The organism is Mucilaginibacter sp. P1_D10 (genome assembly GCF_056406215.1).
This window is the reverse complement of record NZ_JBFUAP010000019.1, coordinates 69,859-95,905: the sequence shown is the minus strand read 5'-3', so window position 1 is coordinate 95,905 and position 26,047 is coordinate 69,859. Positions and strand designations below refer to the sequence as shown.

Here is a 26,047-nt window from a genome sequence, read left to right as displayed (position 1 = left end):
TATCCGGTAAATAAATTAATCCCTTAGTCTGCTCCCTTGGTTTGTTGATTGATGTTTGAGCTAATGTTAGCCAATATTGAGAATAAACACGCATCCTATCTTAAAAAGTTTATTTTTGGAGAATTAACTGTTTGTACAACAGTGCACCAATGCGACCAATAAAGCTACTTATATTTATTCCTCTTCTTAGTGTTATCTGTTTTTTGCAAGCGCGTGCGCAGGTGTGTAAAGGCAGTTTGGGCGATGCCGTAATCAACCAGGATTTTGGCTCGGGCAACGGGCCGGGCGCACCGCTTGGCACGCTGGTTACTACTTATAACTACACAACCAATACCTGCCCCAACGATGGCAGTTACTCTATAGGGAGCGGTACCACAGGCTGTTTTAACAATAGCTGGCATACGGTTCTGCAAGATCATACGGGCAATGCCAATGGTTATATGATGATTATCAACGCATCAAACAACCCCGGGCAGTTTTTTGAGCAGCGTACACCCGTGGGGGCTTTGTGCCAGAACACAACGTACGAGTTTTCGGCCTGGGTATTGAACCTCATCCTGCCATCGTCTTGCGGTGGGGCGTCGTCTCGGCCAAATATTACTTTCTCCATAGAAACCACTTCAGGGCAAATACTGAAGACCTATGATACCGGCGACATCCCGCCCACCAATTCGCCCGAATGGCTAAAAAAAGGCACTTTCTTTACAACCCCGGCGGGCGTAACCGATGTAGTGGTGCGCATGGTAAACAATGCCCCCGGCGGCTGCGGCAACGATTTATTGCTGGACGATATCACCTTTAGGGCCTGCGGGCCGATAGTACAGGCGGGTTTTGCCGGCTCGGCATCGGTTACTACGCAAAATGCTTGTGAAGGCCAGCCTGCAGTTTATGATATCAGCGCTACGGCGGGCGAAGGCTACACCGACCCCGCCTACCAATGGCAGCGCAATTTTAACGATGGCCGGGGCTGGGTGGATATCGTGGGCGAAACGGGCTCGTCTATGCATATAACGTTTCCAAGCAGCCAGGTGGGCGATTATATGTATCGCCAGGGCGTTGCCGAAAGCAGCAATATATCATCATTGAACTGCCGCGTATATTCAAACCCGGTTACCATAACGGTTACCAAATACCCCGTAGTGCCCGCCATACCACCCACGGAAGTTTGCGAGGGCGATGTGCTTAGCATTACGGCCACCGGCGGCGTAGTGTACAGCTGGACGGGCCCCAATCTGCCCGCCACCAGCCAGAACCCTTTGGTAATACCCAATATAACGGCTGCCGATGCCGGGCAATATAAGGTAACTGTAACCTCGGCACAGGGCTGCGAAACCATTCGCTTTGTCGATGTTACCGTAAAACCCAAACCCGTGATAGCCGTGAGCCAAACGGCAACCATATGCCGCTCTGCAAGTACGATAATTACTGCCAACGCACCCGGCGCGGCAAGCTATAGCTGGGCACCTGCAACCGGCTTGTCTGACGCCAATGTGGCCAACCCGGTGGCCAGCCCCGATGCAACTACTGTTTACACGGTAACCGTTACCGGCACCAACGGGTGCAGCAATACCGCGCAGGTTACCGTAAAAGTAATAGACCGGCCCACAGTAGATGCGGGGAAGGATAAGAAGATGTTCCAGGGGCAATCTGTAAAACTGGATGGTAGCAGCACGGGCGAGGTGTTGAGCTATAGCTGGTCGCCCACCGATTATTTGGACGACCCGCATTCGGCAACGCCCACTGCATCGCCAATGGAGGATATTACCTATACGCTGACGGTGACATCGGTTAACAACTGCTTTACCGCGCAGGATCAGGTGTTTGTGCGGGTGTATAAGAAAATCGTTATACCCAATACCTTCTCGCCCAATAACGATGGCACCAACGATATCTGGAATATCGAAGCGCTGGAAACCTACGCGCAAAGCACCATCAAGATATTCAATAAGGCGGGGCAGCAGGTTTACGCTAATACGGGATATGCTAAACCCTGGAACGGTACGCTCAATGGCAAGCTACTCCCCGGCGGCACGTATTACTACATCATCGACCTGAAGAACGACTCGCCGCTGCTATCGGGCTGGGTGTTGTTGCTGCGGTAGTTACTTCTGCTTTCCTAAAATGTAGTTTACGCCAAACTGATAAGTATTTTGGGTAAGGCTAAAGTAATTTCCTTCCGAAATATAACCGCCCTGAATGTAAGTTGCATATAGCTGTATCCTGTTTTTTGCAAGCACCCCAACTTTCAAAATACCGGAGTTTACAACGCGATCAAGTTGAAAAGGATTGAGTGCGAAATCCACCGGGCTTCCGTCCTGTGCGGCATATACTTTATTAAAGTAAGTGCAAAAGCTTAAATCGAACCCAATGGCCAGAAAAAATTTAAAACTGTTTGCGTTGTATAGGTTGTACGAGATTTGCGGGGTGATAGAAACAATAAGTTGATCGAAGCCGTATTTTAAACCAATGTAAGGGTAAATTTTGTTATCGTAAACAGATTGATATTTGCCTAAACCGGCGGCCAATTCGGCAGAAAATACAAGTTTGCGGGTGTTGGGGTTAGCATAGGTGCTAACGCCGATAACAGCCTTAGGCAAATACGATGTATAAGGTTTACCCCCGGCGGTCGCATACTTGTTATGGGGCTTAGTTGAAATGATACTTAGCCCGGCGCCCACGTAGATATCAAAGTTAGGTTTCGCTGCCGGGGCGTTTTTGGCAAGGTCGGCCTTGGTAAGCCCATTCATTTTGGTAGTTACTTCGAGTATTCTGGGCTTGTTATAAGAAAGTTGGTCTAAGTAGCGTTGCAGCTTATCATCCAAAACACCCGCATTTAAAGCTACTGAAGTTAGTTGCTGTGCATAGGTGTTTTCGTTAACAGTACGCCCAATCCCTTTTACCGAGTTAACCCGGTTATCATCAAAATACACCCTGTAAACTAATTCCTTAATTGTTTTGTCGGCAGGGGTGCTGAAGAAATAGCGTTGTTTCACTTCGTCTGAGTAAGAATACAGTGAAATTACCTTGCCTTTTTGTAATAGTTTTAAAAAGATAGTTTGAATGGTGTAGCTTGTATCCCGGCCGTAGGCTACCCTATCTTCGAAAGTTTGGTCGTTGCTGACACGACCGGTATAACTTTGGAAAGCTTCGAGACCGTCAATATTGATAAACGCTACTTCTGTTGGATAGATTTTTTTCGGCTCGCCTACAGGTCCCTGGAAGGTGATGCTCCGGGGAGGGCTGTCCCATTCCTGATAGTCAATAAAGCCCCTTACGGTGTCGCCTTTTAGGTTAATAATAAAACCGTGTTTAAGGTTACTTTGCGCGAAGCATAGCGTAGTAAACAGGCATAGGCAGCATAGCAGGTAAATTTTTCTCATAATTAAAAGGATTTAGGGTTGGGTGCTGGGTTAGTTACTTTTGCTTTCCTAAAATGTAGTTTACGCCAATGTTGTTGCTTGATTGCTTCATGAAATAAAAGCTATCGCGCGAAATGGGGTTGCCGTATAAATGTTGTACATACACCTGTAGCCGTTTGCTTATTAAAGCCCCGGCTTTATAAGTTATAGCGTTATTGAAACTGCTGAAGAAAAATGGCAGATGGGTCTCCGGTAACGCCGAGCCATCATATTTAGTGAATTTTTTGTTGAAGATGCTATAATGGCTCAGGCCTACGCCCAGTGATAAAAAGAATTTAAAATTGTCGCCATTGTAGATGTTGTAAGAAACGGATGGCGTTAAAGTAGCGGCCAATTGATCGAAACTATAATTTGCCCCCGAATAGCGATCTTTATATTTAATATCTGTTATTGATAACTCTACCGAAAAAAACAGCCTGCGCGTGTTAGGGTTAACATAGGCATAAAAGCCAAACAAAGCCCTGGGCAAAACGGAGGTATATGGCGAGCCTACGGGATTTTTACTCTGATCGAAAGATTTTGTGGTGGTGATGTTTATACCGCCCCCCGCATAAAAATCGAAAGCATCATTGCTGCTGCTGGGCTGTGTTGAAGCTACCTGCTCTTTGGTGTAGCCATTCATTGTTGTCGCCACTTTAAGCAAAAAGGACTGAGCGTATTCGGCGTCTTCCATCATTTTCTGTAGCTTATCGTCAAATGCGTTTGCTTTTAAAGCAACTGCTGTAAGCTGCTGCAAATAGGTGGCTTCAATAGTGGTGTTGCTTTGGCTTATGCCTCCTGTGCCCCCGTTGGTGTAAATGCGGTAAACCAATTCGTGCGCGGCGTTACCGGCAGCCGGGTCGCTGTAGAAATAGCGCAGTTTTATAGCATCCTGGTAGGCATAAAGGTTTACTACTTTCCCGGTTTGCAATACTTTTAAAAATACTTCCTGTAGGGTAAAGCTGGTATCGCGGCCGCCAACTACCCGGTTGGGATTGGTTTCATCGCGGCTTATGGGCCCTTTGTAAAGCTGGTACATATCCAGCTTATCTATGCTGAAGTATTTGACATCGGTAGTGGTAAACTTTTGGATTTTGTTACCCGGCGTTTTAAAACGGATGCCCGATGGGTTGCTGCTCCATTCCTGGTAGTCCACTTCGCCTTTTATTGTATCGCCGGCCAGCGTTACAACGTAACCAGGCTTAAAATTGCTTTGCGCAAAGCATAGCGTGGAAAACAGGCATAGGCAGCCTAATAAGTAAATTTTTCTCATAATTAAAAGGATTAGGGTTGTTGGTTAGTATTTAGTTTATTTTTGGTCAGGGTGTCGCCCTTTGGGGTAACAACATACCCTTCTTTATAATTCCGGGCAAAAATCAAGCACGGAAAAAGCAGCGTAGGCAGGATAGGGAGGCAAAGATATTTCATTATCAGATTAAGGTTTAGCGCCGTTCAAGATACAAAAAAAGCAAAGCCAAGCAAGCCCGAAAGCCCTAATCTGAAATAATCCTTAAAACCTGATAAACTTATCTATCTGCTCGTCGGTAAACTTTAGGGTATCGGGTAAATAGAGGTTGCCATCGGCATCAAATTCGGTTTTGATGGCGGCGATATGTATCTTCAGCGGCATTACATGCAGGTGGATGTAATTGCAAATGCCCGTAAAATGATCCACGCCGCGGATGTTGCCGTACTTGCCCGAGGATAGCCCCACCAACGCAGCTTTTTTCTCATAAAAACTCGCCGGGAAATCGCAGGCATCTATAAATACTTTAAGCACGCCGGGGAAACTACCGTTGTACTCAGGTATCACGAAGAGGAACTTATCGGTAGCGGTAATCTGCTGCTGTATCTTCGCAAACGCCTCGCTGCGTTTGCCGTAAAGATCTGTGTCGATGAGGGTTGCAGGTAAATCGGTAAGTGGCAGCAGGTTGGCCTGCACGCCTTTTTCGGCCAGCCGCTTTTGGTAGTAAAGCGAAAGCTTGTAAGTAGAGCTATTGGGGCGGTTGGTGCCCGATATGATGGTGATCATCTGGCTTTTTAATGAATTTTTTAATGTGTGATTTAGCGTGTAACAGTATTATTGTACATCATGAAATATCGTGGCTTCGCGGTTAGCCAAAAGCACTAAATAACTCATCTATCGATGAGCCGCAAAGTAACGCTCTATAAATCACTAAATCAACAAATAGCCCATGCAATTGGGCAATAAACAGCTAAACGACCCCTAATTTGTTTGTAAGTTGACAAATGCTGTGGAATTCTGAATTGTTTTAATGCGTATCTTTATCGCGGATAAAAAACAGGGCAAACGAAAAAATTTCCGCTGTGTTTTTACGTTCAAATAAACCGCTTAATTAATTTTGGATATATATAATGGGTAAGATAATAGCTTTGGCCAATCAGAAAGGCGGCGTTGGTAAAACAACGTCATCCATAAACCTGGCAGCGAGTTTAGCAGTGCTTGATTACAAAACCTTGCTGCTCGATGCCGATCCGCAGGCCAATTCCACATCAGGTATAGGTTTCGATCCGCGTAATATCAAAAACAGCATCTACGAGTGTATCATCAATGATATCGACCCGCACGAGGCTATCCAGAAAACAGATACCCCCAACCTCGATCTGCTGCCGGCGCATATCGATCTGGTGGGTGCCGAGATAGAGATGATAAACCTCACCAACCGCGAGTTTAAGATGAAAGCGGTATTGGAGAGCATCCGCAACGAATACGATTTTATCATTATAGATTGCTCGCCATCGTTAGGTTTGATCACCATTAACGCCCTTACCGCTGCCGATTCTGTTATTATACCCGTACAGTGCGAGTACTTTGCATTGGAGGGTTTGGGCAAATTGCTCAACACTATCAAAATTGTACAAACGCGCCTGAACACCGCCCTGCAGATAGAAGGTATTTTGCTGACCATGTACGATGTGCGCCTGCGCTTATCAAACCAGGTGGTTGATGAGGTAAAGACGCACTTTGAGGATATGGTTTTCGAAACCATCATACAGCGTAATACCCGCCTGAGCGAAGCGCCGAGCTTCGGGGTATCGGTAATTATGCACGATGCTAATTGCAAAGGCGCAGTAAATTACCTTAACCTGGCCCGCGAGATCATACGCAAAAATGGCCTGGTGAAAGACGAAGAACTGGCTACTACCCAAACCGCATAAGCCCTATGAGTGTAGAGAAAAGAAACGCCCTGGGTAAGGGCCTAAGCGCGCTATTGAACGATTCGCCGAGCGTAAACACAGGCACGGTCACCGGCAGGCAAACAACGCCCGGCGGGCCCGTATCAGAAACGCAAAGCCTGGGCAACATAGGCGAAGTGAAGATAAGCGAGATTGAGGTAAACCCCTTTCAGCCCCGTACCGAATTCGACGACCAGGCCCTTGCCGACCTGAGCGCATCTATCAAGCTGCAAGGCCTTATACAGCCCATCACCGTTAGGCGCATCAACGCGCATAGCTACCAGTTGATATCGGGCGAACGCAGGCTGCGCGCCAGTAAACTGGCCGGGCTTACACAGATACCTGCCTACATCCGCAGCGCCAACGACCAGCAGATGCTGGAAATGGCACTGATAGAAAATATACAGCGCGAAGACCTGAACGCCATTGAGGTGGCCCTGAGCTTTCAGCGGATGATAGATGAGCTTAAACTGAAACAAGAAGAACTGGGCGACCGCGTAAGCAAAAACCGCAGCACGGTAACCAACTACCTGCGCTTGCTCAAATTGCCGCCAACCATACAAATATCCCTGCGCGATGGCGAGATAAGCATGGGCCACGCCAAAGCCTTATTGGCCGTTGACGATGCCACCACGCAACTCTTTATACACCAGCAGATCGTAAAGCAGGGCCTATCCGTTCGCCGTGCCGAAGAGATGGCGCGCGATATACAGCAGGCACCCAATAAGCGCGAGGGCAAGCAGCCCGAACCGCTGCCTTTCCAGATGCAAAAGATACAGGATGAATTGGCTTCTAAGTTCAGCACCAGGGTTAAGCTAAAAGTTAATACCCAGGGCAATGGATCAATAGAAATCCCGTTCCTATCAGAAGACGACCTGGGGCGCATACTGGAAATGCTGGACTGGTAAATTATGCTTAAACAAAGTTTCGTTATCTTGCTTTTCCTGATCATTGCGGGCGTGTGCCGGGCGCAAACTGCCGATACGCTTGTTAGGGCAAAGGATACCGTTAAAGTTATTAAGCGCGATACCGTTGTGCATAGCACCTTCGCGCCTAAAATAAAAAAGGAGAAAATTTACCATCCCGATAGTACCCATATACCCAGCCTGGCAGTAAAGCGATCGCTCTTCGTACCCGGTTGGGGGCAGGTATATAATAAAAAGTACTGGAAAGTGCCGCTGATATACGGCGGCCTTGGCCTTTTGGGCGCAGCCGTAATTTACAACCAACAGTATTTTAAGCAATTTTTGGCCCTGGCCAAACTGACCAAAGTGGGGGCGGGCCAAATACCTGCGGTAGGCAGCTCCCTATACCCGCTATATGTTAAATACAAGGCGGAATATGAACAGTATAGCCGCTACGATTACCAAACCCTTGTCGATGCATCTGACAATTACCTGCGCAACCGCGATATAAGCATACTGGGTGTGCTGGCCGTTTGGGGCGTACAGGCTATAGATGCCTACATCGATGCCAAGTTCATCAGCTCTTATACGGTAGATAACAACCTATCCATGCGGGTTACACCCGGCTTCATCAATCAGCCTGTTTATGCATCAAATTTTAATGGTGCGTATATTCCGGGTATAAAAATTACCTTTACGCTTAAATAGTAAGCCGCAATAAGATATCAGGATGAAAATCGCATTATTAGGGTACGGTAAAATGGGCAAGATTATCGAGAGCATAGCCCTGAGCCGCCAACACCAGATCGTACTGAAAATAGATAAAGACAACCAGCACGAACTTACCGTAGAGAACCTGCAACAGGCCGATGTGGCCATAGAGTTCAGCACGCCGGGCACGGTTCTGGATAATATAAATACCTGCCTCGAAGCGGGCGTGCCTGTAGTAGTAGGCACCACCGGCTGGCACAATATGCTGGCTTCGGTACAGCAAAAATGCGAGGACACCGAGGGCACAGTGCTGTATGGCACCAACTTTAGCGTTGGCGTGAATATCTTTTTCCATGTAAATAAGCTGCTGGCCAAACTGATGAACAACTACCCTTACTACGATGTACAGGTAGAGGAGATACACCACATGCAGAAGCTCGATTCGCCCAGCGGAACGGCCATAACCATCGCCGAAGGCATCCTGGATAACCTGGATGCCAAAAAAGAATGGGTAAATATCCTCACAGGCGGCCCAACGCCCGAGGAAAGCGCGGTAGCTGCCGATCAGCTACTGATAGAAAGCCACCGCATAGATAGCGTACCCGGCACCCACACCGTAATTTACGACTCGGAAGTAGACACCATCGAATTTAAGCACACCGCACACAACCGCAACGGTTTTGCCCTGGGTGCCGTTTTAGCCGCCGAATGGGTGCAGGATAAGCAAGGTTTTTACTCGGTAGAGGATATGTTTAATTTTAACGTTTAACGCCATCATAAGTGAACATCGTATTTTTTTTAGTTGTATTCTTTTTGCTTGTTGTATTGCCATACATAGGCCTTTGGAAATTATTTGAGAAAGCGGGGGTGCCCGCATGGAAGGCCATCGTCCCATTTTATAATGCGTACATCATGATAGAACTAAGCGGCAGGCCTGTTTGGTGGTGGTTTTTGCTGTTTATACCTGGGATCAACATTCTAGTAGCTATAGGTATAGAGATTGATTTTATTAAATCCTATGGAAAATTCAGGCTTCGCGATATCCTCGGCTTGGTCCTTATTGGGTTTGTATTATTGCCGATGTGGGGTTTTGATAAAGAAACCCAATATTTAGGGCCGTCTGCTACCGCCGGATTTAAAGAAAAATACCAAAAGAAACTTGCCAAATCATCGGGCCGCGAGTGGACGGAAGCTATCATCTTTGCGGTGGTTGCAGCTACACTTATTCGCACGCTATTCATTGAGGCCTATACTATCCCTACGCCTTCTATGGAGCGTTCGCTGCTGGTGGGCGATTTCCTGTTCGTGAGTAAGGTTAACTATGGCGCACGTACGCCCATGACGCCCGTAGCGTTCCCTTTTGCGCACCATACCATGCCGCTGCTGGGTACAAAAGCCTATTGGGACGGTCTTAAACTGCCTTATTATCGCCTACCCGGCCTTGGCGAAGTAAAGAAAGGCGACGTGGTGGTATTCAACTACCCGATGGAAGCCGATGCGCCATTTAACCGCCCGGTGGATAAACGCGAGAACTACATTAAACGCTGCCAGGGTGCCCCCGGCGATACCATTGCCCTGCTGCATGCGCAGGTGTACGTAAACGGCAAAGCCATGCCTAACCCGCCGGGCGAGCAAACCGATTACACTATTGTAAATAACGGTACCGACCTTAACCCCGAAATAACCGACGACCTGAAGATAACCCAATACGATAACGGTGCCGGCCCAACCATGACCAGGGCATCTGCCGATAAGGTACGGGCTTTTTCTAACATCAAGTCTATCACGGCAAACATCAAACAACCCGGTGCCGCCGATCCATCTAACCCGGTGTTTCCGGCTGCTACGCCGCAATACAAGCTGCACCCGGGCGACAAAGATTTTAACTGGAACGTAGATAACTTTGGCCCTATTATCATCCCCAAAAAAGGATGGACCGTAAAGCTGGATAGCCTCACCTTGCCGGTTTACGGCCGCGCCATTGAAGTTTACGAAGGCAACAAGCTAGAGATACAAAACGGCGAGATAAAGATAAACGGTCAAAAAACCACCACCTACACCTTCAAGATGAATTACTACTGGATGATGGGCGATAACCGCCACGATTCTGCCGATTCGCGTTTCTGGGGTTTCGTACCCGAGGACCACATCGTGGGTAAGGCCCTGTTCATCTGGATGAGTTGGGACGATAACGCCTCCTTCCTCGGCAAAATCCGCTGGAGCAGGCTGTTTAGGGGGATTGAATAATAAAAAAGAAATCCGGTTCAACGAACCGGATTTCTTTTTTTAGCCACCTCGTCCTTGCGAGCGATAGCGCGGCAATCATCGGGTGGAAGGTCCGGTAAGCAGAGAGGCTATGCAAGCCGGACTTGCAAAGTGCCTTTGCTTGCCGAGGGTTGCCGCGCTATCGCTCGCAATGACGCGGTGGTTAGGTATGACGGGTAGGGTTGGCTTACTACTCCCCCAAAAACTTCAACCCCACCTGTTTTCTTGCTTCATCTATCATCCCAATCATCCCGCGCGACATTTCATAAGGTATAATGGGGCTTTCCATCTCGCCTGCGCGTAGCAGCTCTGCAAAGTGTGCTATTTCGTAGTTGAGGCCGCCATCGGTAAAGGGCTCATCAAGCACCACAATGCGGCCGTCGAGGTAGTTTATGGTGGCTTTGGCGGGGTTCCACCAGTTTTTGTGGATGGTGATATGGCCCAGGGTGCCGCAGATAAGGGCATCGCCCTTACCATGCAGATCGAACCCGCAGTACACCTGCGCATAACCATGCTCGTGCCTGCTTTGGAATATGCTGAACATATCTATCCGGGTATCATCTATATATCCCATCGCCTGTATTTCCCTGGCCTCGCCCAGCCAGGCAATGGCTAGGTAAGCCTCGTAAATGGCTATGCCCATCAGGCTGCCACCGGCCAGTTCGTAGCTAAAGTTGGGGTGGTTGCGATCTATATCTGCCACGGAGGAGCCTGCACGCACATAAGCCACCCGGCCTATGGGGTCCTGTGCTACGTATTCTATCAGTTTACGGTACAGCGGGAAGAAGGGCGGTTTCATACCTTCCATAAACAGCAGCTTCTTTTCGCGCGCTACGGCAAGCACTTCATCCAATTCGGGCAGGTTAAGGGTGGCGGGTTTTTCGCAAAGCACGGGTTTGCCGGCATTTAAGGCTTTGATGCAGTATTCGGCATGGCTGTTGGGGAGGGTAGCGATGTAAACCGCGTCAATATCACTTGCCAGCAATTCCTCAATGCTGCTGCAAGCCGTGCCGCCGTATTGGGCCGCAAAGGCATCCACCGTCTCCGCCCTGCGCGACCAAGAAGCCGCCAGCACATTATCCGGCAGCGAACTAAGCCCCTGCATAAAACGGTGCGCAATGCGCCCGCAACCAATGATACCCCATTTGATGGTTGATTGGTGAGTAGAGAGTGGTGAAGGGTTAAGCATAGTGCTAAATAAAGCCTATTTTAAATAATTCGCTAATTCCATAAAATAAAAATGGTGAGTAGCAATGGTATTACAACCATTCACTACTCACCATTCTCTATTCACCAACTATTTACTGGTACTGGATGTAAATAGGTTGCGGTTTATATCTCGACAATACTTCCTCTGGTGTAAGCATGTGGTGAGGCGCTTTCTTGATATCGTTTTTGTAGAACAATTTAAAGCCGGTGAACTGCACCGGCTCACGATCGATAAAGTAGCGGTAGGTACCGGTTTTCAGGTCGGGTTCGCCCCAGCCATCCATATCCATTACTACCTGTACCTCGGGGCGCAATTTGATGTTTTTGTAATTGGTTACCATTTTTTTGGTGAAACGGTGTACTACCAAAATTTTTGGCGGCAGGCCATTTTTCTTAACAATTTTAGCCAGGTAATCAGATACATAGTTTATATCAGCAGCATCGTAAGTGCCTATTTTTTTGCCGGGCTTGCTGCCGTCTTTCATCGAAAATTCAGGGTCCATGCCAAAGTGTACCTGTGGCATCTTAAGGTATGGCTCAAATAATGGCAACTCCTGCTGTATAGTGCTTAAAGACACCTGCACATCAAGGAAAACAATCGCGTGCGCCGTTTTTGCCATGGCTAAAACGCTGTCTATCTGTTTAAACGGCATGCGGTAACGGTACTTTCCGTCTTTTCCGGCGGCGCCCTGGGCCACAACGGCTATGTAATGCAATGCGGGCTGTACAGGAGTTTTAGGATCGGCTTTTTCCCAGGCTTTCACCTCGCCTTTTAGTTTAGCAAGCATTTCTTTAGGTGGCAATTCGCCCAGTATCCCCATTTTTTTGGAGTACAGGTTGCCGTAATAGGCCACCACGCGCTTAAATGGCAAAATGGCGCCGCCAAGTGGGGTAGGCTGGTTTTTAACCGGCCAGCGGCCGCTGGTATCGCCGTGGGCGTTGAACTTCAGCAACGAATCGTACAATACTTTATCTGTTGGCGGGTAGCTCGATTTTACCACGCTTAGCGTGTCGGGGCTATCCGCAGGTGTTTTTGCCGTGGTATCGCCTTTTTTACCAGGTGCCTTTCCGCCGCCGCCCGAGGTGCAGTTAGTGAAGAATACAGCCGTGCACAACACGAACAAGGCAGGGATAAACAGTTTTCTTAATTTCATAGATATAGTAATGTTTGTACGTTACGTAGCTTAGCGGGGGCTATTTTTTTAATATTTAGATAAATATAATTCGTGTAAAGATATAGAATCGGCAGGCTATCAGGCCATATTTTTATAAAATTTCCCAAATACGCCCAGCGGCAATTTGGGGCCCGCGGTGGCCTGCAGGTAAAGCTCGCCTATCTCTAAATTAGCTACCTTGGGGAAGGCATTTTTGATGAGATTCTCGATGATTACCGACGAAAATCCAAGCGAATAAGTGTTGAGGATAAGGAAATGCTCCTCCGGATCCAGCAGTTGTATCACATCGCTCATCATTTCGTTGATGTTATCTTCCAGCTTCCATTTCTCGCCGTTGGGGCCGTTGCCATATGCCGGTGGATCTAGTATGATACCGTTATAGGTTTTGCCGCGCTTCACTTCGCGCTTAACAAATTTAAGCGCATCCTCTACCATCCAGCGGATATCTTTGATGCCCGATAGTTCCTGGTTTTCGTTGGCCCAGGTAACTACTTGTTTTATCGAATCTACGTGGGTGGTATCGGCACCGGCTGCCTTGGCTATAAGCGATGCACCGCCCGTGTAGGCGAACAGGTTAAGTACTTTAGGCGTGGGTGTTTTGAACCGCTTGATATTATCAGAGATATAATCCCAGTTTACAGCCTGCTCGGGGAAAATGCCCAGATGCTTGAACGAGGTAAGCGCCAGGCGGAATTTGATGGCAACATCATTGTTTTTATATTCGATGTGCCAGCGGTCGGGTGTTTTAGGGTCTTTCTTTACCCAGTCGCCCGCGGTGGCAGATCGGCCCTTGAATTTGATATGGTGTATCTTTTGCCATTGATCGGCACTGAGGGTTTTGCTCCAAACGGCTTGCGGCTCGGGGCGTATGAGTACGATATTGCCAAACCGTTCCAGTTTTTCAAAGTCGCCGCAATCAATCAGCTCGTAATCTTTCCAGTGGGTTGGTGTAAGGAGTTGGATCATTTTTATTTAGTCCGAAAGTCAGTAAAGTCCGGAAGTCCGAAAGTCGGAAAGTCCGGAAGATTATTTTTTAGCCCGAAAGTCCGCATAAATCCGGACGATTTCAATTGCCGCAAAGATAGTAGCTTCTTTCGGACTTTCCGACTGCGGACTTTCCGGCTCTTCTACAGCACCTTCTTCCGGACTTTCGGACTCCTTTACAGCTTCTCCTTCGCTGCCTGCATAAATTTGCTGGCGAAAACGAATTCGTTTAGTTCTTTATTATCGGTATGGGCAATCTCTTTGTTGCTGCCTTCCCACCATTTTTGGCCCTCGTGCAAAAAGATGATATGGTCGCCTATCCCCATTACCGAATTCATATCGTGCGTTACGATGATGGTGGTCATGTTGTACTCTTCCGTCAGGTCGTTTATCAGGTCATCTATAACGATGGAAGTTTTTGGGTCGAGGCCGGAGTTGGGCTCATCTACAAACAAATATTTTGGCTGCATAGATAAGGCACGGGCAATACCCACACGCTTCTTCATCCCGCCCGATAGCTCTGCAGGGTACAGCTTATTTTTATCTTTAAGGTTCACCCTTTCGAGGCAAAAGTTGGCGCGATCCAGTTTTTCAGCATGCGATTGCTTGGTGAAAAGGTTCAGCGGGAACATGATGTTCTGCTCCACCGTCATAGAATCGAACAGGGCCGAGTTCTGGAACAGCATACCTATCTGGGTGCGGATGGGTACGCGCTGGGTAAAATCCATATCGGTGAAATTATCTTCCTCAAAAAAAACGTCGCCTTTGGTAGGTTCGTGCAAACCCACGATGCACTTAAGCAGGGTGGTTTTACCCGAGCCGGAGCCGCCTATGATGAGGTTGTTCTTGCCGGTTTTAAAGGTGGCGCTGATGCCTCTAAGTACGTCGTTATCGCCGAAGGTTTTGTAGATGTCTTTTATCTCGATCATAGCATTAAACGGGTGATCACCAAATCGGCAAATAATATCATTACGCAACTGAACACAACGCCCCGCGTGGCCGATTGGCCCACCTCCAGCGCGCCGCCCGAGGTGTAAAAACCCTGGTAGGCACAAATTGATGCGATGATGAAGCCAAATGCACAGGCCTTAACCAGCGCCACCTGAATGGTGAGGGGCAAAAAGCCATCGCGCAAACCCATGATGTAGTCCGCGGGGGTTACGTCGCCGCCAAAAAGGCAGGCAATCCAGCCGCCGGTCATACCCAATACGATGGAAATAATAACCAGCATAGGTACCATGGTAACGCAGGCGATTATCTTTGGTGCTATAAGGTAGCCAGGCGCGTTTACGCCCATAATCTCCAGCGCGTCTATCTGCTCGGTAACGCGCATGGTGCCAATTTGCGATGCGATGCTGCTGCCCACGCGGCCGGCCAAAACCAGTGCCGAAATGGTTGGGCTGAATTCCAGGATGGTAGAATCGCGCGCTATTTTGCCGGCGGTGCTCAACGGCACCAAAGGGTTGGATAGCTGAAAAGCTACCTGTATGGTAGTAGCCGCGCCAATAAATAAAGAAATCATGCTGATGATACCCAGCGAACCGATACCAACCGACACCATCTCGCGCAGCACTTCGGCCCAGTACACGCTGAACTTTTCGGGCCGCTTAAAACTGAGGCGCAGCAGCAGTATATATTTTCCTAAACTATAAAACATGGTAAATGCAAAATGTGGTTAAAAATACATTTTTTAATTTTAAGCTTTACGGCCCGTTATAATTGAGTTACTTTTAATAAGAATATTACACGGCTATTGCCGAAAACATAACACATTTGAAGCCTCAGCCCAAACCCCTCTCCAAGAGAGAGGGGCTTTAAGTCCTCTTCTTTGGAGAGGATTTAGGTGAGGCTTCTAAACCGCTTAAGTAGACAATATAACATCCATACATGAAAAACGCATTAATAACCGGGGCAACAAAAGGCATGGGCCGTGCCGTAGCCATAGCTTTCGCTAAACAAGGGATAAACCTGTCAATTTGTTCGCGCAAAGAGCAGGAATTATTAGATTTTAAGGCCGAGATACTGCAGATAGCACCCCAAATTACTGTGCATACCCTGGTTGCCGACGTGAGCAAAGGCGATGACATCAAAAAATTTGCCGAATTCACCGAGAAAAACATGGGTTTCGTCGACATTTTGGTGAATAATGTGGGTATGTACAAGCACAGTTTTATACTTGATGATAGCGACGATTCCTTTCAAAAACAGATAGATACCAACCTGATGCCGGCCTACGAACTGTACCGTTTCTTCGGTAAAAGCATGGTTTCTGTCGGTAAAGGGCATATATTCAATATATGCTCCATTGCAGCTATAAACCCCATTGCTGAGGCGGGGGTGTATAGCGTAACAAAGTATGCGTTACTAGGTCTTAATAAGGTAATGAAACTCGAAATGCAGCCACACGGAGTAAAAGTAACAGCAATAATTCCCGGCTCAACATTAACAGATTCGTGGGCGGGGATGACGGTTGATAAAAACAAGATGGTAATGCCGGAAGATATAGCAGAAGCCATCGTTACTATTTACAACATGAGTGCCGGGGCCAACGTAGATGAGATGATTGTTACACCAAAATTTGGACAGATCTGATTATTTAAACGCAATTAAAAAACTAAACAAAATGGAAAAGAAACTTCATAGGAACGAATACGGCAAGATGATAGGCGGTGTTTGTTCGGGCATTGCAGACTACTTAGGCATCGACCCTACCATCGTACGCCTGGTATTTATTGTATTATTCATAACACATGGCGCAGGCCTTTTAATGTACATTATCTTATTGGTGGTATTGCCGAAAAACAACTCGTTCATTAACCCTAACTTCAGGCCGGGGGTAGACGATAAAGATTACCGGGTGCCGCCAACGCAACCTTTTGGCCAGCCCTTCGGTCAGCCGTTTAACCAACCCTTTGGCTTCCCGCCTGTAACGCCGATAAAGAAATCCTCTAATGCAGGCATGATATTCGGCGCGGTGCTTATCGTATTGGGTACCATATTTTTAGCCAATGAGCTGAACATTATACCCGACTGGGATTTCGACAGGCTTTGGCCACTCATTATCGTAGGCGCAGGTGCCGCATTAATATTTGCCGGCAAAAAGAAACAACCCTGGGAAAAGCATGATTGGAACGCCACAACAGCTACCGAGGTGCCGGTAGACGATAATAACATTGCGGACAAAACCAAACCCTCAGCATTTGACCTGAGCAAGAAAACCGACGAACCATCAACCGATAACCCTACAACTATATAACCATGAAAAGCAATAAGATTATGCCGGGCGTTGTCCTGGTTTTGATAGGCGCCCTTATTATGTTGCATAACTTCCATGTTATCAACTTCAGGTGGGAGAACATATTCTCCTTATGGCCCGTGTTTTTGATAATGGGCGGCGTAAACCTGCTGCTATCCAACAACCCGGCCCCATGGGCCACCGCAACAAAGGTAGCGGTAGTAGTAGCTTGTTTTTGCCTGCTGGCTTTCGTGCCGAATAATCACCGCTACTTTTGGAACCATAGTCACGGCAACTGGAACTTTAGTGACGACGATGATGACAACGACACTTCAAGGTCGCATGGCGTGTTAAAAGTAGAGGGAGCTACCACCTATAGCGAGCCTTACGTTGCAACAATCAAGTCGGCCCACTTAAACATCAGCGGCGGCGCATCCGAGTACACCATAAAAGATACCACCGGCGAACTGTTCAACGCGGTAACCAAGGAGTTCTACAACAAATACGATTATACCCACAGCCTGGATAGCGGCGTTTTTACGGCCAACCTAAAGATGAGGGACCCCAATGGCAAAGATTTCAAGAGGGATAATGATAAGGCTAATTCTGCCGTAATCAGGCTGAACACCGCTCCGGAATGGGACATCCAGGTAGACGCCCTTGCCAGTAAGCTTAATTTCGACCTTAGTAAATTCAAGATCAAAAGTGTAGTGGTAAACGGCGGCGCTGCATCATTCGATTTAAAATTAGGGCAGCCATTGGAGCGTACCAATATCGAAATTTCTACAGCAGCATCGGGTGCTACGCTGGAGATACCTGAAACAGCCGCCTGCCAGATAACAACCTCTTCTTTTTTATCATCTGATGATTTTGATGGCTTTGATAACAAAGGCGATCATCGGTACGAAACCCCGGGTTTTGCTACCGCGAAAAATAAAATATACATTACCCTTAAAGGCGCATTTTCGGGCTTCGAGGTTAAGAGGTACTAATTTATATGAAGGGCCGGGAGGGTATAGGTACAAATGTTTAATTTTGACAGATATGCAAGCTCCCGGCCTTAATAACCCTACAACTACCCCAAAATACGTGCTCGTAATAGCCGGCAAACCCGAGGGGCCCTTCAGTATAGAAGAGCTAAAGAGCCGGAAGATAAAGCCCGGCGATTTCGTAAAAAGCCCCGGGATGGACGATTATAAAGAAGCCCATGAAGTTGCCGAATTACGGCAACTTTTTGGTTTTAGCAGGCAGCCTGTACCCATGCAGTACTTCGGCAGCTTTGATCAGCGGGCAACGGCTTCGGTGGTAGATTGGTTCCTGATGTTTGCGGTGTTCGTGCTAGTGGCTTTCGCGGCGATGTTTTTACTGCTGATATTGTTCCCCGGCGATGATAGCAAATACCTACGCCTGGGCATAGGCGGTGCCATAGTAGCGCTGGCCATACCTGCCAGGCTCATTTACGCCGTAGTAATGGAAAGCGGCCCCAAACAAGGCACCTACGGCAAGCAACTACTCAAGATACGCGTATGCGATATGTATGGCGAACGCATAGATACCGCCCGCGCCCTCGGCCGAAACGCAGCCAAATTAGTTTCGGTACTTACTTTCTTCATTGGCTACTTCTTCATCTTCTTCAGCAAAAAACAACAAGCCCTGCACGATATGCTCGCCGATACGGTAGTGTTAAAGGATAGGTTAGAAGGGTAAAAGCCGGTAACATTACATTGTAAAGCAGAAAAGCGAGGAAACATCCTCGCTTTTCTGCTTTAATATCCCCATCGTCATTGCGAGGCACGAAGCAATCTCTAAGTTGGACAAGCCGCTCTGTAAGTCCACCCTGCTTATCGGGAGATTATTGATATTTTAATTTTCCTTTAAGGTATCAATGAGCTCCCTTCGGTCGGTTGTCTTCGTGCCTCGCAATGACGATGTGCTATGAATTGTTTCCAACTCCTCCCCAAACGTTAAAAATTGTTAAACTCTACGAAATTATCGTAGATTAACTAATCGGCTAGTTATATTTGCTACATAAACGATAACAACCTTAATTTCTAATAATTATATCACAGTAAAATGAAAAGCTTAATCCTACTTTTAACGTTCGGCATCGTTGTACACAACGTGAAGGCCCAGGGCCCCGAAATGGCCAAAGCCATCGTTCATTATAAATTTTCGCACCTGCGCGATACCACTCAGAAAGACAAACCCTACACCGAAAATATGGTGCTTTTTTTGGGCCCAAGCTCCAGCGCCTACAAAAGCTATGACCGCAAACTGCAGGATGCCATGATGAAGAAACAGATTGAGCAGCAGCTGGCCGAGCAAAAAGGCAGCGGAAACGTAAATATCAAAGTAAGCGGCAGCAGGCCAACCACCCGCGTAGAGTACTACCAGTTTGCCGCTAAAGGGCAGCTGGTTCGCAAGGAAAACCTGATAACGCCCTACCTCATAGAAGAACCCATGCCAGCCATCAGCTGGAAGATAAGCGCCGATACCGCCACCTTCGGCACCTTGCTTTGCCAGAAGGCTACGGGCCACTTTAAAGGCCGCGATTATACCGCCTGGTTTTGCCCCGACCTGCCCTTCCACGCCGGGCCGTGGAAACTGAACGGCCTGCCGGGCCTTATAGTAGAGGCTTACGATACCAATAAAGAGGTAGTGTTTAAATTCGATGGGATGGAGCAGGTAGTTGCTTCTGATAAACCGGCAGTTGCCGCCGAACCAGCACCAGGGCAAGGTGGCACCATAATAAGGTTTGGCGGCCCCGATGATAATACCGACCCTAATTTGATTGCACTGCCGGCCAACGCCGTTAATACTACCGAAAAAGAGTTCGACAGGTTGCAGGCTGCGATGCGTAAAGACCCGCAAGCCTTTATGGCCGCTATGGGTGGCGGCAATGCCGCAATGAGGCCGGGCGGCCAGGGGCCCGGTGCTGGTGGCGGCGACAGGCAGATACGCTCAGTGGTAGTAAACGGCGGCACGCCGGATGTGATCAATAACCCCATAGAACTGCCCGAAAAGAAATGATAAAGCTATGTAAGTTTGCGCTGGTGTGCATGTTATGTACGCTATGTGCCGCCGCATGCCTTGCCCAAAGCATAAAAGGCACGGTTACCGATAGTTTGGGCAAGGGAATTTCCTTTGCCACGGTAAACCTCAAAAGCGGCAACCTGATATTGGCCTACGCCACCACCAACGATAAGGGCGCGTACACCCTTGCCATACCGGTTGATGCCGACAAGGCCAACCTGCAGCTGGCGGTAAGCTGCGTGGGTTTTAAAAAGGCTTCGGCTAAAGTTGAGGGGCTTACATCGCCTTATAACTTTAAATTGAGCGCGGCATCTAACCAATTGAAAACCGTAACCATAAAGGATAACAGTCCCCGTTTGCGTGCGCATGGCGATACGCTGGATTATAAGGTGTCGGATTTTGCCAGTCCGCAGGATAGGGTAATTGGCGATGTGATTAAAAAGCTGCCCGGCGTTACCGTGGCCAAAGATGGTACCATCAGCTACAACGGCAAGGCTATATCCAACTTTTACATCGGCGGCGATAACCTTACGGATGATAAGTACAACATCGCCACCGGTTCTATCCCCCAGGGCGTGGTAGATAAGGTGCAGGTGCTGGATAACCATCAGCCAATCAAAATGCTGAAAGATAAGGTGGTGAGCGAAGATGTAGCCATGAACATCACCATAAAGAAAGATGCCAAATTGCAATTGGTGGGCCAGGAAACCCTGGGCTCAGGCCTGCCCGATAAGTACTACGCCGATATAAACGCCATGATGTTTAAAGATAAGTATAAGGCCATCAACTATATCAAGGCGAACAATACCAATTTTGATGTAGCAGGCGATTTGGTAGCACACAATAATTCGAGCTATTTATCGCGGCTGGATAACGATAAGCCGGCAACCGTGTTATCGCTGGGTACCGCCGGCGACCCCGACCTGCCGCGCAACCGCTACCTGTTTAACCAGGGGGGCATCATCAATCTTAATAATTTGGTTAACCTGAAAAAGGATGTACAACTGAAGGCTAACCTAAGCTACCTGCACGATACGCAAAAACAAACCTATACCAAGTTCAGCGAGTTTTATTTGCCTACCGACACCATACGCTACGCCGAGGTGCAGAAAAACAAATACCGGCCCGATTATATGCACTCTCAGCTGAGCCTCAACATCAATAAGGATAAATTTTACCTGTATGATAATTTCGTGGCCGATTACAGCAAAAGCACCGGCTACTCGGCATTGATCACCAACGGCACGCCTGTGAACCAGGTTTTCAAGGATAATTTGATGGATATTTCCAACGAATTCAATTACATGAAAACCTTTAAAAAAAATGACATCATCGAACTCTACAGCTACCTTAACCGCTCTACCGAACCGGAGACCCGCGTAATAGACCCGGGCCTTAACCCTGATATCTTCAACAACGGGCAGGCTTATAAACAGCTCACCCAAACCGCGGATATCCCCACCTGGTTTACCAATAACTACGTGGGCTACAAAATACCGGGCAATAACGTAACGCAAACTTACAGGGCCGGGTTCAGTCTGCAATCGCAAACGCTGAAATCTGATTTAAGCTTAACCCAGCTGAACAACAGCAGCAACCTGGTGGGCGATAGCGCACTGAACAACTTAGATTGGCAGCGACGTAAAATCTACGCCGAAGCAGGGTATGACATTCCCGGCAGCATTATGAAAGTGAATATCAGCCTGCCGGTAAACTATCTCAACATCCATTACAACGATGGTTATTACGGCTTGAATAAAAACCTCGACAGGTTGTACTTTAACCCGCGCTTTTATGTGAAATACCAAAGCGGGGTAGAGAATTTCTTTTCGGCGGGGTATAGTTTTCGTAATGATATCGGCAGCATACAGGATGTGTATAACGGCTATATCCTAAAAAACTACCGCAGCCTGTATGCCAATAACGCCGACTTAACCGAACGCAAAACGCAGTCGGCAAACCTGGGCTTTAATTTCCGCAGGGCCATACAGCTGTTCTTTTTCGGCATAAATGCCTCGTATATGCACCAAAATGCCAATAATATCGCATCCAGCGTGCTCACCAACAACATACAACAGCGTATCGTGCTGCCATACGATAACAATATCGATTCATGGTCGCTGGCAGGTAATATCAGCAAATACGCCTTCAGCCTGCGCACTACCTTCAGCGCGGGGCTGGCCATACAGACCACCAAACTGAACCAGATACTCAATAACATCATCCTGCCCTACAACACCGTATCCAAAACCCTGAATTTTGGTGCGGACACCAAAGTGAGCAGCAAAGTAAACTTTAGCTACAAGGCGGGGTACGACCAAACCACCAGCAAATCATCCGCCGTAGCATCAACCAGCAAGTTCGAGCGGCTGATACAGCAGGCATCCGTGAATTACAACCCATCTGATAACCTGTTCTTCGCCATCAGCGGCGACCATTATTACACCCACCAGCAGCAAGCTAACGATTTGAAGTACATGTTTGCCGATGCCAGCCTGCGCTACAAATTCAAGAAAACAAAGGCAGATGTAGAGCTAAGCGCGCAGAACTTATTCAATACCAAAACCTACAGCGCACTGTACCTCTCGGCAAATTCGTTCACCCAAAGCACTTATAATATCCCGGGCAGGTTTTTGCTGATGAAGGTGACGTTTAATCTATAGTGAGTGGTGAGTGGAGATTGGTTGTGATAGGCGTAAAGCAAATCATCAGCATAACTCATCACCGCGTCATTGCGAGGTACGAAGCAATCTCTAGGTAGGACAAGCACCCATGCAAAGCCACCTGCTTATCGGGGATTGCATCGTGTCTCGCAACGACGCGGTGGTAAAAAGAGAGGCCGGTAAGCAAAATGCTTACCGGCCTCTCTCGGATTTTAGAGCGTTGTTATTTTTCGTCTTTTATTGCAATGAAGATTTTAAAACTGCCCACTGCAAACCGCCAACTGTAAACTCTTTCTACACCGCATCCGATAACGATGTAAACGTAAACTCTTTTATCCTTATAGGCGGAATCATAGCGCTTTGGCCACTTTCGCCGCTTACGGTTCGTTCTGGTTTGCCAAGGGCGTCCAGGTTGTTCAGCATAATAACCGGGCTTTCGTTAAAGCGCAGGTTCTTTATCGGGAATTTTATCTGGCCGTTCTCTATGTAAAAAGTACCATCGCGGGTGAGGCCGGTGAACAGCAGCGTTTGCGGATCTACCGGGCGTATGTACCACAGGCGGGTGACCAAAATACCTTTGGTGGTGCCTTTTATCAATTCTTCTAATGTTTGTGTGCCGCCATCCATAATAATATTGCCGCCACCGGGGATTGGCGCAACGCCTTTCTTCTGCGCCCAAAAGCGCGAATAGTTAAAATTCTTCACCACGCCTTTTTCTATCCAGCTGCGTTTTACCTGCGGCTGGCCATCGCCGCTCCAGCTGCTGCTGGGCAGTTCGGGGTGCCATGGGTCGGTGTAAATGTTGATGCGCTCGTCTACCAGTTTTTCGCCCAGTTTGGTTTTGCCGCCGGGTTTGCTCAAAAAGCTACGACCCTCATCTGCACTGCGGGCATCAAGGCTGCCGTATAATTGCTCTAGCAAAACAATGCCTGCGGCAGGCTCTAAAATCACGGTGTATTTGCCCGGCTCTATGGCGCGCGCACTTGCCGAGCCACTTGCTTTTTGCGCCGCTATTTTTGTGAATGCAAGAGTATCCAACTTGGCAACATCGTTATAATTTTTTGTGGAGTAACCCGAGCCCTGGCTATCTGCCGTGCGCAGGGTAACCGAGAAGTTGATATCGGTTGAGGTATTATAAGCAAACAACCCGTGCGAGTTCATCATGGCCGAGAAGCCCGCGCTGTTTTGCAGGAAGCCTGCGGCGGTCAATTTATTCTCTTTGGCTACGTTGAGGCTTTGCGCTACCATATCCGTGCGTTGCGCGGGGGTAATGGCAGCAGTTGCAGGTACGAAGGTTTTTGCCGGTGCGTCATATTTTTGCGGACCTAAAAAGGGCATGTACTCCGGGTTTTCGGGGGCTAATTGCGCCAGTTCTTCCGAGCGTTTTACGGCTGCGGCTATGGCTTCGTCGGTATATTCGTTAAGGGTTACGATGCCCAGTTTTTTGCCGAAGGCTGATGAAATGGCCATGCTGCTTGAGCTTAACGCGCCGCTGGTTGATACCGAATTGCGCGCGTAACGTATATTGGCAGAATCGGACCCGTTAAGGCTTATTTCGCATTCGTCGGCTTTGGAGTAGCTAAGCGCCTTTTTTAGTATCGCTTTGCATTCTTCTTCAGTTAGGATAGCCATATCTTAAATTTTTCTTGCTGTGTTAATTACGTTAACCCCTTTGAACAGGGCAGTTGATGAACCATGAGATACCGCGCTGCTTTGCATCGGCTGGCCCTTTCCGTCGAAGAAGGAGCCGCCCAAACGGTAATCGCTTTTATCGCAAACGGCGGCGCAGCTGTTCCAAAACTCCTGCGTGTTGGCCTGGTAGGCTACATCGTTCAGCATACCTACTATTTTGCCGTTCTTTATCTCGTAATAAAGTTGCCCGCTAAACTGGAAGTTGTAGCGCTGCTGATCGATAGAGAAGGAGCTATCGCCGATGATGTAGATGCCTTTTTCTACTTTGCTAATCATCTGCTCTACATTCAATGGGGTTTTGCCCGGCTGCAAGGATATATTCGGCATGCGCTGGAACTGTACATCCTGCCAGCTTTGCGAGTAGCAGCAGCCCTGCGATTCGGTAAGGCCGATGATATGCGCCTGGTCGCGGATGGCCTGGTAGTTCACCAATATGCCGTCCTTAATAATATCCCATTGTTTGGTGCCCACGCCCTCATCATCATAACCCACCGCGCCAAGCGAACCCGGCTGCAGTTTATCGGCCACGATGTTTACGTGCTCGCTACCGAACTTGAATTTTTTAGATTCCCATTTATCCAAAGTGAGGAAGCTGGTCCCGGCAAAGTTGGCCTCATAACCCAACACACGGTCCAGTTCCGAAGGGTGGCCAACCGACTCGTGGATGGTGAGCCACAGGTGGCTTGGGTCGAGCACCAAATCGTATTTACCCGGTTCAACCGATTTTGCCTTGAGCTTTTGAGCAGCCTGCAAAGCCGCTGCACCGGCATCTTCCAGCATGTCGTAACGGTCGCGGTATAGGGTGGTCTGGCTTTTTATTTTATCGCTTTCGCGTGGTATCAGATATTCATAACCCATGCCGCGTGGTGCGCTTAAACTGCTGCGGGTTTCAAACTTGCCGCTCTTTTCGTCAACTTTTGTCATACCGAAGATCGGCCATATGCGGTGGATATCCTGGTCGATGTAAGAACCATCGGTGCTGGCGAAGTACTTTTGTTCGTTCACAAAAAACAATACCGACTGCGCATAGCTGGCACCGTTTTTAAATGCAGCATCGTTTACAGATAGCAGCAGGTCGGTTTTGTCCTTCATCGGCACCTCGAAGGCATTCTTTTCGATAGGCGTTTTCCAGCTTACCTCGCCGTAACCTTTCTGCGGGGCCAGGCGCACGGGCTCGCTTTGTATGCGGGCATTTTCTTTAGCAATTGCCACAGCTGTTTCGGCAGCGCGGGCAATGCTGTCATTATCCAGTTTATCGGTAGCGGCAAAGCCCCAGCAGCCATTGGCAATAACGCGGATGCCCATGCCGTAGCTTTCGGTATCCACAATATTCTCGATGTTTTTATCGCGGGTAACCACAAATTGGTTAAGGTAGCGGCCTATGCGCGCATCGGTGTAAGTGGCGCCTTTGGATCGGGCTGCGTTGAGGGCAACATCCGCCATGCGTTTTTTAAGGGCTACATCAACATCGCGCAAAACGGTGCCTGGTACCACGGGGCTGCCCATGGCGGTCATCCTGCTGAGCATGGTTGCGCTGATGCCCATGCCGGTTAGGTAAAGGAAATCTTTTCTTTTCAAG

22 protein-coding genes are annotated in these 26,047 nt (G+C 48.2%); 12 read left to right on the top strand and 10 right to left on the bottom strand.

Annotation, left to right across the window (positions count from 1 at the left end; genetic code table 11):
* Positions 1-221: 221 nt before the first annotated feature.
* A complete protein-coding gene (locus AC1DYT_RS23280) occupies positions 222-2,102 on the top strand; it encodes a gliding motility-associated C-terminal domain-containing protein (RefSeq protein WP_477471899.1) in 1,881 nt (626 codons plus the stop codon).
* On the opposite strand, the gene AC1DYT_RS23275 is transcribed toward AC1DYT_RS23280, so the two are convergent.
* The 3 genes from AC1DYT_RS23275 to AC1DYT_RS23265 form a co-directional block, all read right to left on the bottom strand.
* Positions 2,103-3,380 carry a hypothetical protein gene (locus AC1DYT_RS23275; protein ID WP_477471898.1) on the bottom strand — a complete coding sequence of 426 codons (1,278 nt, stop codon included), beginning with the start codon at positions 3,378-3,380 and terminating at the stop codon, positions 2,103-2,105.
* A gap of 34 nt (positions 3,381-3,414) precedes the next feature.
* Positions 3,415-4,671 (bottom strand): hypothetical protein, encoded by a 1,257-nt coding sequence (locus tag AC1DYT_RS23270; protein WP_477471897.1) that lies wholly within the window; start codon positions 4,669-4,671, stop codon positions 3,415-3,417.
* Positions 4,672-4,908: 237 nt separating this feature from the next.
* Positions 4,909-5,430 (bottom strand): NADPH-dependent FMN reductase, encoded by a 522-nt coding sequence (locus tag AC1DYT_RS23265; protein ID WP_477471896.1) that lies wholly within the window; start codon positions 5,428-5,430, stop codon positions 4,909-4,911.
* A gap of 344 nt (positions 5,431-5,774) precedes the next feature.
* Between AC1DYT_RS23265 and AC1DYT_RS23260 the strand changes: the two genes are divergently transcribed.
* Genes AC1DYT_RS23260 through lepB form a run of 5 tightly spaced genes read left to right on the top strand, consistent with a single transcriptional unit; the run spans position 5,775 to position 10,459 of the window.
* A complete protein-coding gene (locus AC1DYT_RS23260; RefSeq protein ID WP_477457193.1) occupies positions 5,775-6,578 on the top strand; it encodes a ParA family protein in 804 nt (267 codons plus the stop codon).
* A 5-nt stretch (positions 6,579-6,583) separates the two neighbouring features.
* Positions 6,584-7,504 (top strand): ParB/RepB/Spo0J family partition protein, encoded by a 921-nt coding sequence (locus tag AC1DYT_RS23255; RefSeq protein WP_477457192.1) that lies wholly within the window; start codon positions 6,584-6,586, stop codon positions 7,502-7,504.
* Positions 7,505-7,507: 3 nt separating this feature from the next.
* On the top strand, positions 7,508-8,209 hold the full coding sequence (locus tag AC1DYT_RS23250) for a DUF5683 domain-containing protein (protein WP_477471895.1): 702 nt from the start codon (positions 7,508-7,510) through the stop codon (positions 8,207-8,209).
* Positions 8,210-8,231: 22 nt separating this feature from the next.
* A complete protein-coding gene (gene dapB, locus AC1DYT_RS23245; protein ID WP_477457190.1) occupies positions 8,232-8,981 on the top strand; it encodes a 4-hydroxy-tetrahydrodipicolinate reductase in 750 nt (249 codons plus the stop codon).
* Positions 8,982-8,992: 11 nt separating this feature from the next.
* Entirely contained in the window at positions 8,993-10,459 is a 1,467-nt protein-coding gene (gene lepB / locus AC1DYT_RS23240) for a signal peptidase I (protein ID WP_477471894.1), read from the top strand.
* A 208-nt stretch (positions 10,460-10,667) separates the two neighbouring features.
* On the opposite strand, the gene AC1DYT_RS23235 is transcribed toward lepB, so the two are convergent.
* From AC1DYT_RS23235 to AC1DYT_RS23215, 5 genes are all read right to left on the bottom strand, one after another.
* Entirely contained in the window at positions 10,668-11,666 is a 999-nt protein-coding gene (locus AC1DYT_RS23235; RefSeq protein ID WP_477471893.1) for a Gfo/Idh/MocA family protein, read from the bottom strand.
* A 112-nt stretch (positions 11,667-11,778) separates the two neighbouring features.
* Complete coding sequence (locus AC1DYT_RS23230) at positions 11,779-12,840, bottom strand: hypothetical protein (RefSeq protein WP_477471892.1); 1,062 nt, start codon at positions 12,838-12,840, stop codon at positions 11,779-11,781.
* A gap of 99 nt (positions 12,841-12,939) precedes the next feature.
* Positions 12,940-13,827, bottom strand: coding sequence for a class I SAM-dependent methyltransferase (locus AC1DYT_RS23225; protein ID WP_477471891.1), 888 nt, complete (start codon positions 13,825-13,827; stop codon positions 12,940-12,942).
* A 194-nt stretch (positions 13,828-14,021) separates the two neighbouring features.
* The gene (locus AC1DYT_RS23220) at positions 14,022-14,774 is read right to left on the bottom strand and encodes an ABC transporter ATP-binding protein (protein WP_477471890.1); all 753 of its coding nucleotides are present in this window, start codon (positions 14,772-14,774) and stop codon (positions 14,022-14,024) included.
* On the bottom strand, positions 14,771-15,502 hold the full coding sequence (locus AC1DYT_RS23215) for an MlaE family ABC transporter permease (RefSeq protein WP_477471889.1): 732 nt from the start codon (positions 15,500-15,502) through the stop codon (positions 14,771-14,773). Before AC1DYT_RS23215 ends, AC1DYT_RS23220 begins: the two co-directional genes overlap by 4 nt.
* Before the next feature lie 230 nt (positions 15,503-15,732).
* Here AC1DYT_RS23215 and AC1DYT_RS23210 point away from each other — a divergent pair, with 230 nt between their 5' ends.
* The 6 genes from AC1DYT_RS23210 (at position 15,733) to AC1DYT_RS23185 (ending at position 22,776) form a co-directional block, all read left to right on the top strand.
* On the top strand, positions 15,733-16,437 hold the full coding sequence (locus tag AC1DYT_RS23210; protein WP_477471888.1) for an SDR family oxidoreductase: 705 nt from the start codon (positions 15,733-15,735) through the stop codon (positions 16,435-16,437).
* A gap of 31 nt (positions 16,438-16,468) precedes the next feature.
* Positions 16,469-17,101: a PspC domain-containing protein gene (locus tag AC1DYT_RS23205; RefSeq protein ID WP_477471887.1), complete on the top strand. Its 633-nt coding sequence runs from the start codon at positions 16,469-16,471 to the stop codon at positions 17,099-17,101.
* Positions 17,102-17,103: 2 nt separating this feature from the next.
* Positions 17,104-18,072, top strand: a complete 969-nt coding sequence (locus tag AC1DYT_RS23200; RefSeq protein WP_477471886.1) for a LiaI-LiaF-like domain-containing protein — start codon at positions 17,104-17,106, stop codon at positions 18,070-18,072.
* A gap of 52 nt (positions 18,073-18,124) precedes the next feature.
* On the top strand, positions 18,125-18,787 hold the full coding sequence (locus AC1DYT_RS23195; RefSeq protein WP_477471885.1) for an RDD family protein: 663 nt from the start codon (positions 18,125-18,127) through the stop codon (positions 18,785-18,787).
* Positions 18,788-19,153: 366 nt separating this feature from the next.
* Positions 19,154-20,110 carry a GLPGLI family protein gene (locus AC1DYT_RS23190; RefSeq protein WP_477471884.1) on the top strand — a complete coding sequence of 319 codons (957 nt, stop codon included), beginning with the start codon at positions 19,154-19,156 and terminating at the stop codon, positions 20,108-20,110.
* Positions 20,107-22,776 carry a TonB-dependent receptor gene (locus AC1DYT_RS23185; RefSeq protein ID WP_477471883.1) on the top strand — a complete coding sequence of 890 codons (2,670 nt, stop codon included), beginning with the start codon at positions 20,107-20,109 and terminating at the stop codon, positions 22,774-22,776. Before AC1DYT_RS23190 ends, AC1DYT_RS23185 begins: the two co-directional genes overlap by 4 nt.
* Positions 22,777-23,070: 294 nt before the next feature.
* Here the strand turns inward: AC1DYT_RS23185 and AC1DYT_RS23180 are convergent, their stop codons facing one another.
* Both AC1DYT_RS23180 and AC1DYT_RS23175 read right to left on the bottom strand, forming a co-directional pair.
* The gene (locus AC1DYT_RS23180) at positions 23,071-24,408 is read right to left on the bottom strand and encodes a TldD/PmbA family protein (protein WP_477471882.1); all 1,338 of its coding nucleotides are present in this window, start codon (positions 24,406-24,408) and stop codon (positions 23,071-23,073) included.
* 3 nt (positions 24,409-24,411) lie between these two features.
* A complete protein-coding gene (locus tag AC1DYT_RS23175) occupies positions 24,412-26,046 on the bottom strand; it encodes a TldD/PmbA family protein (RefSeq protein WP_477457208.1) in 1,635 nt (544 codons plus the stop codon).
* Position 26,047 lies beyond the last annotated feature (1 nt).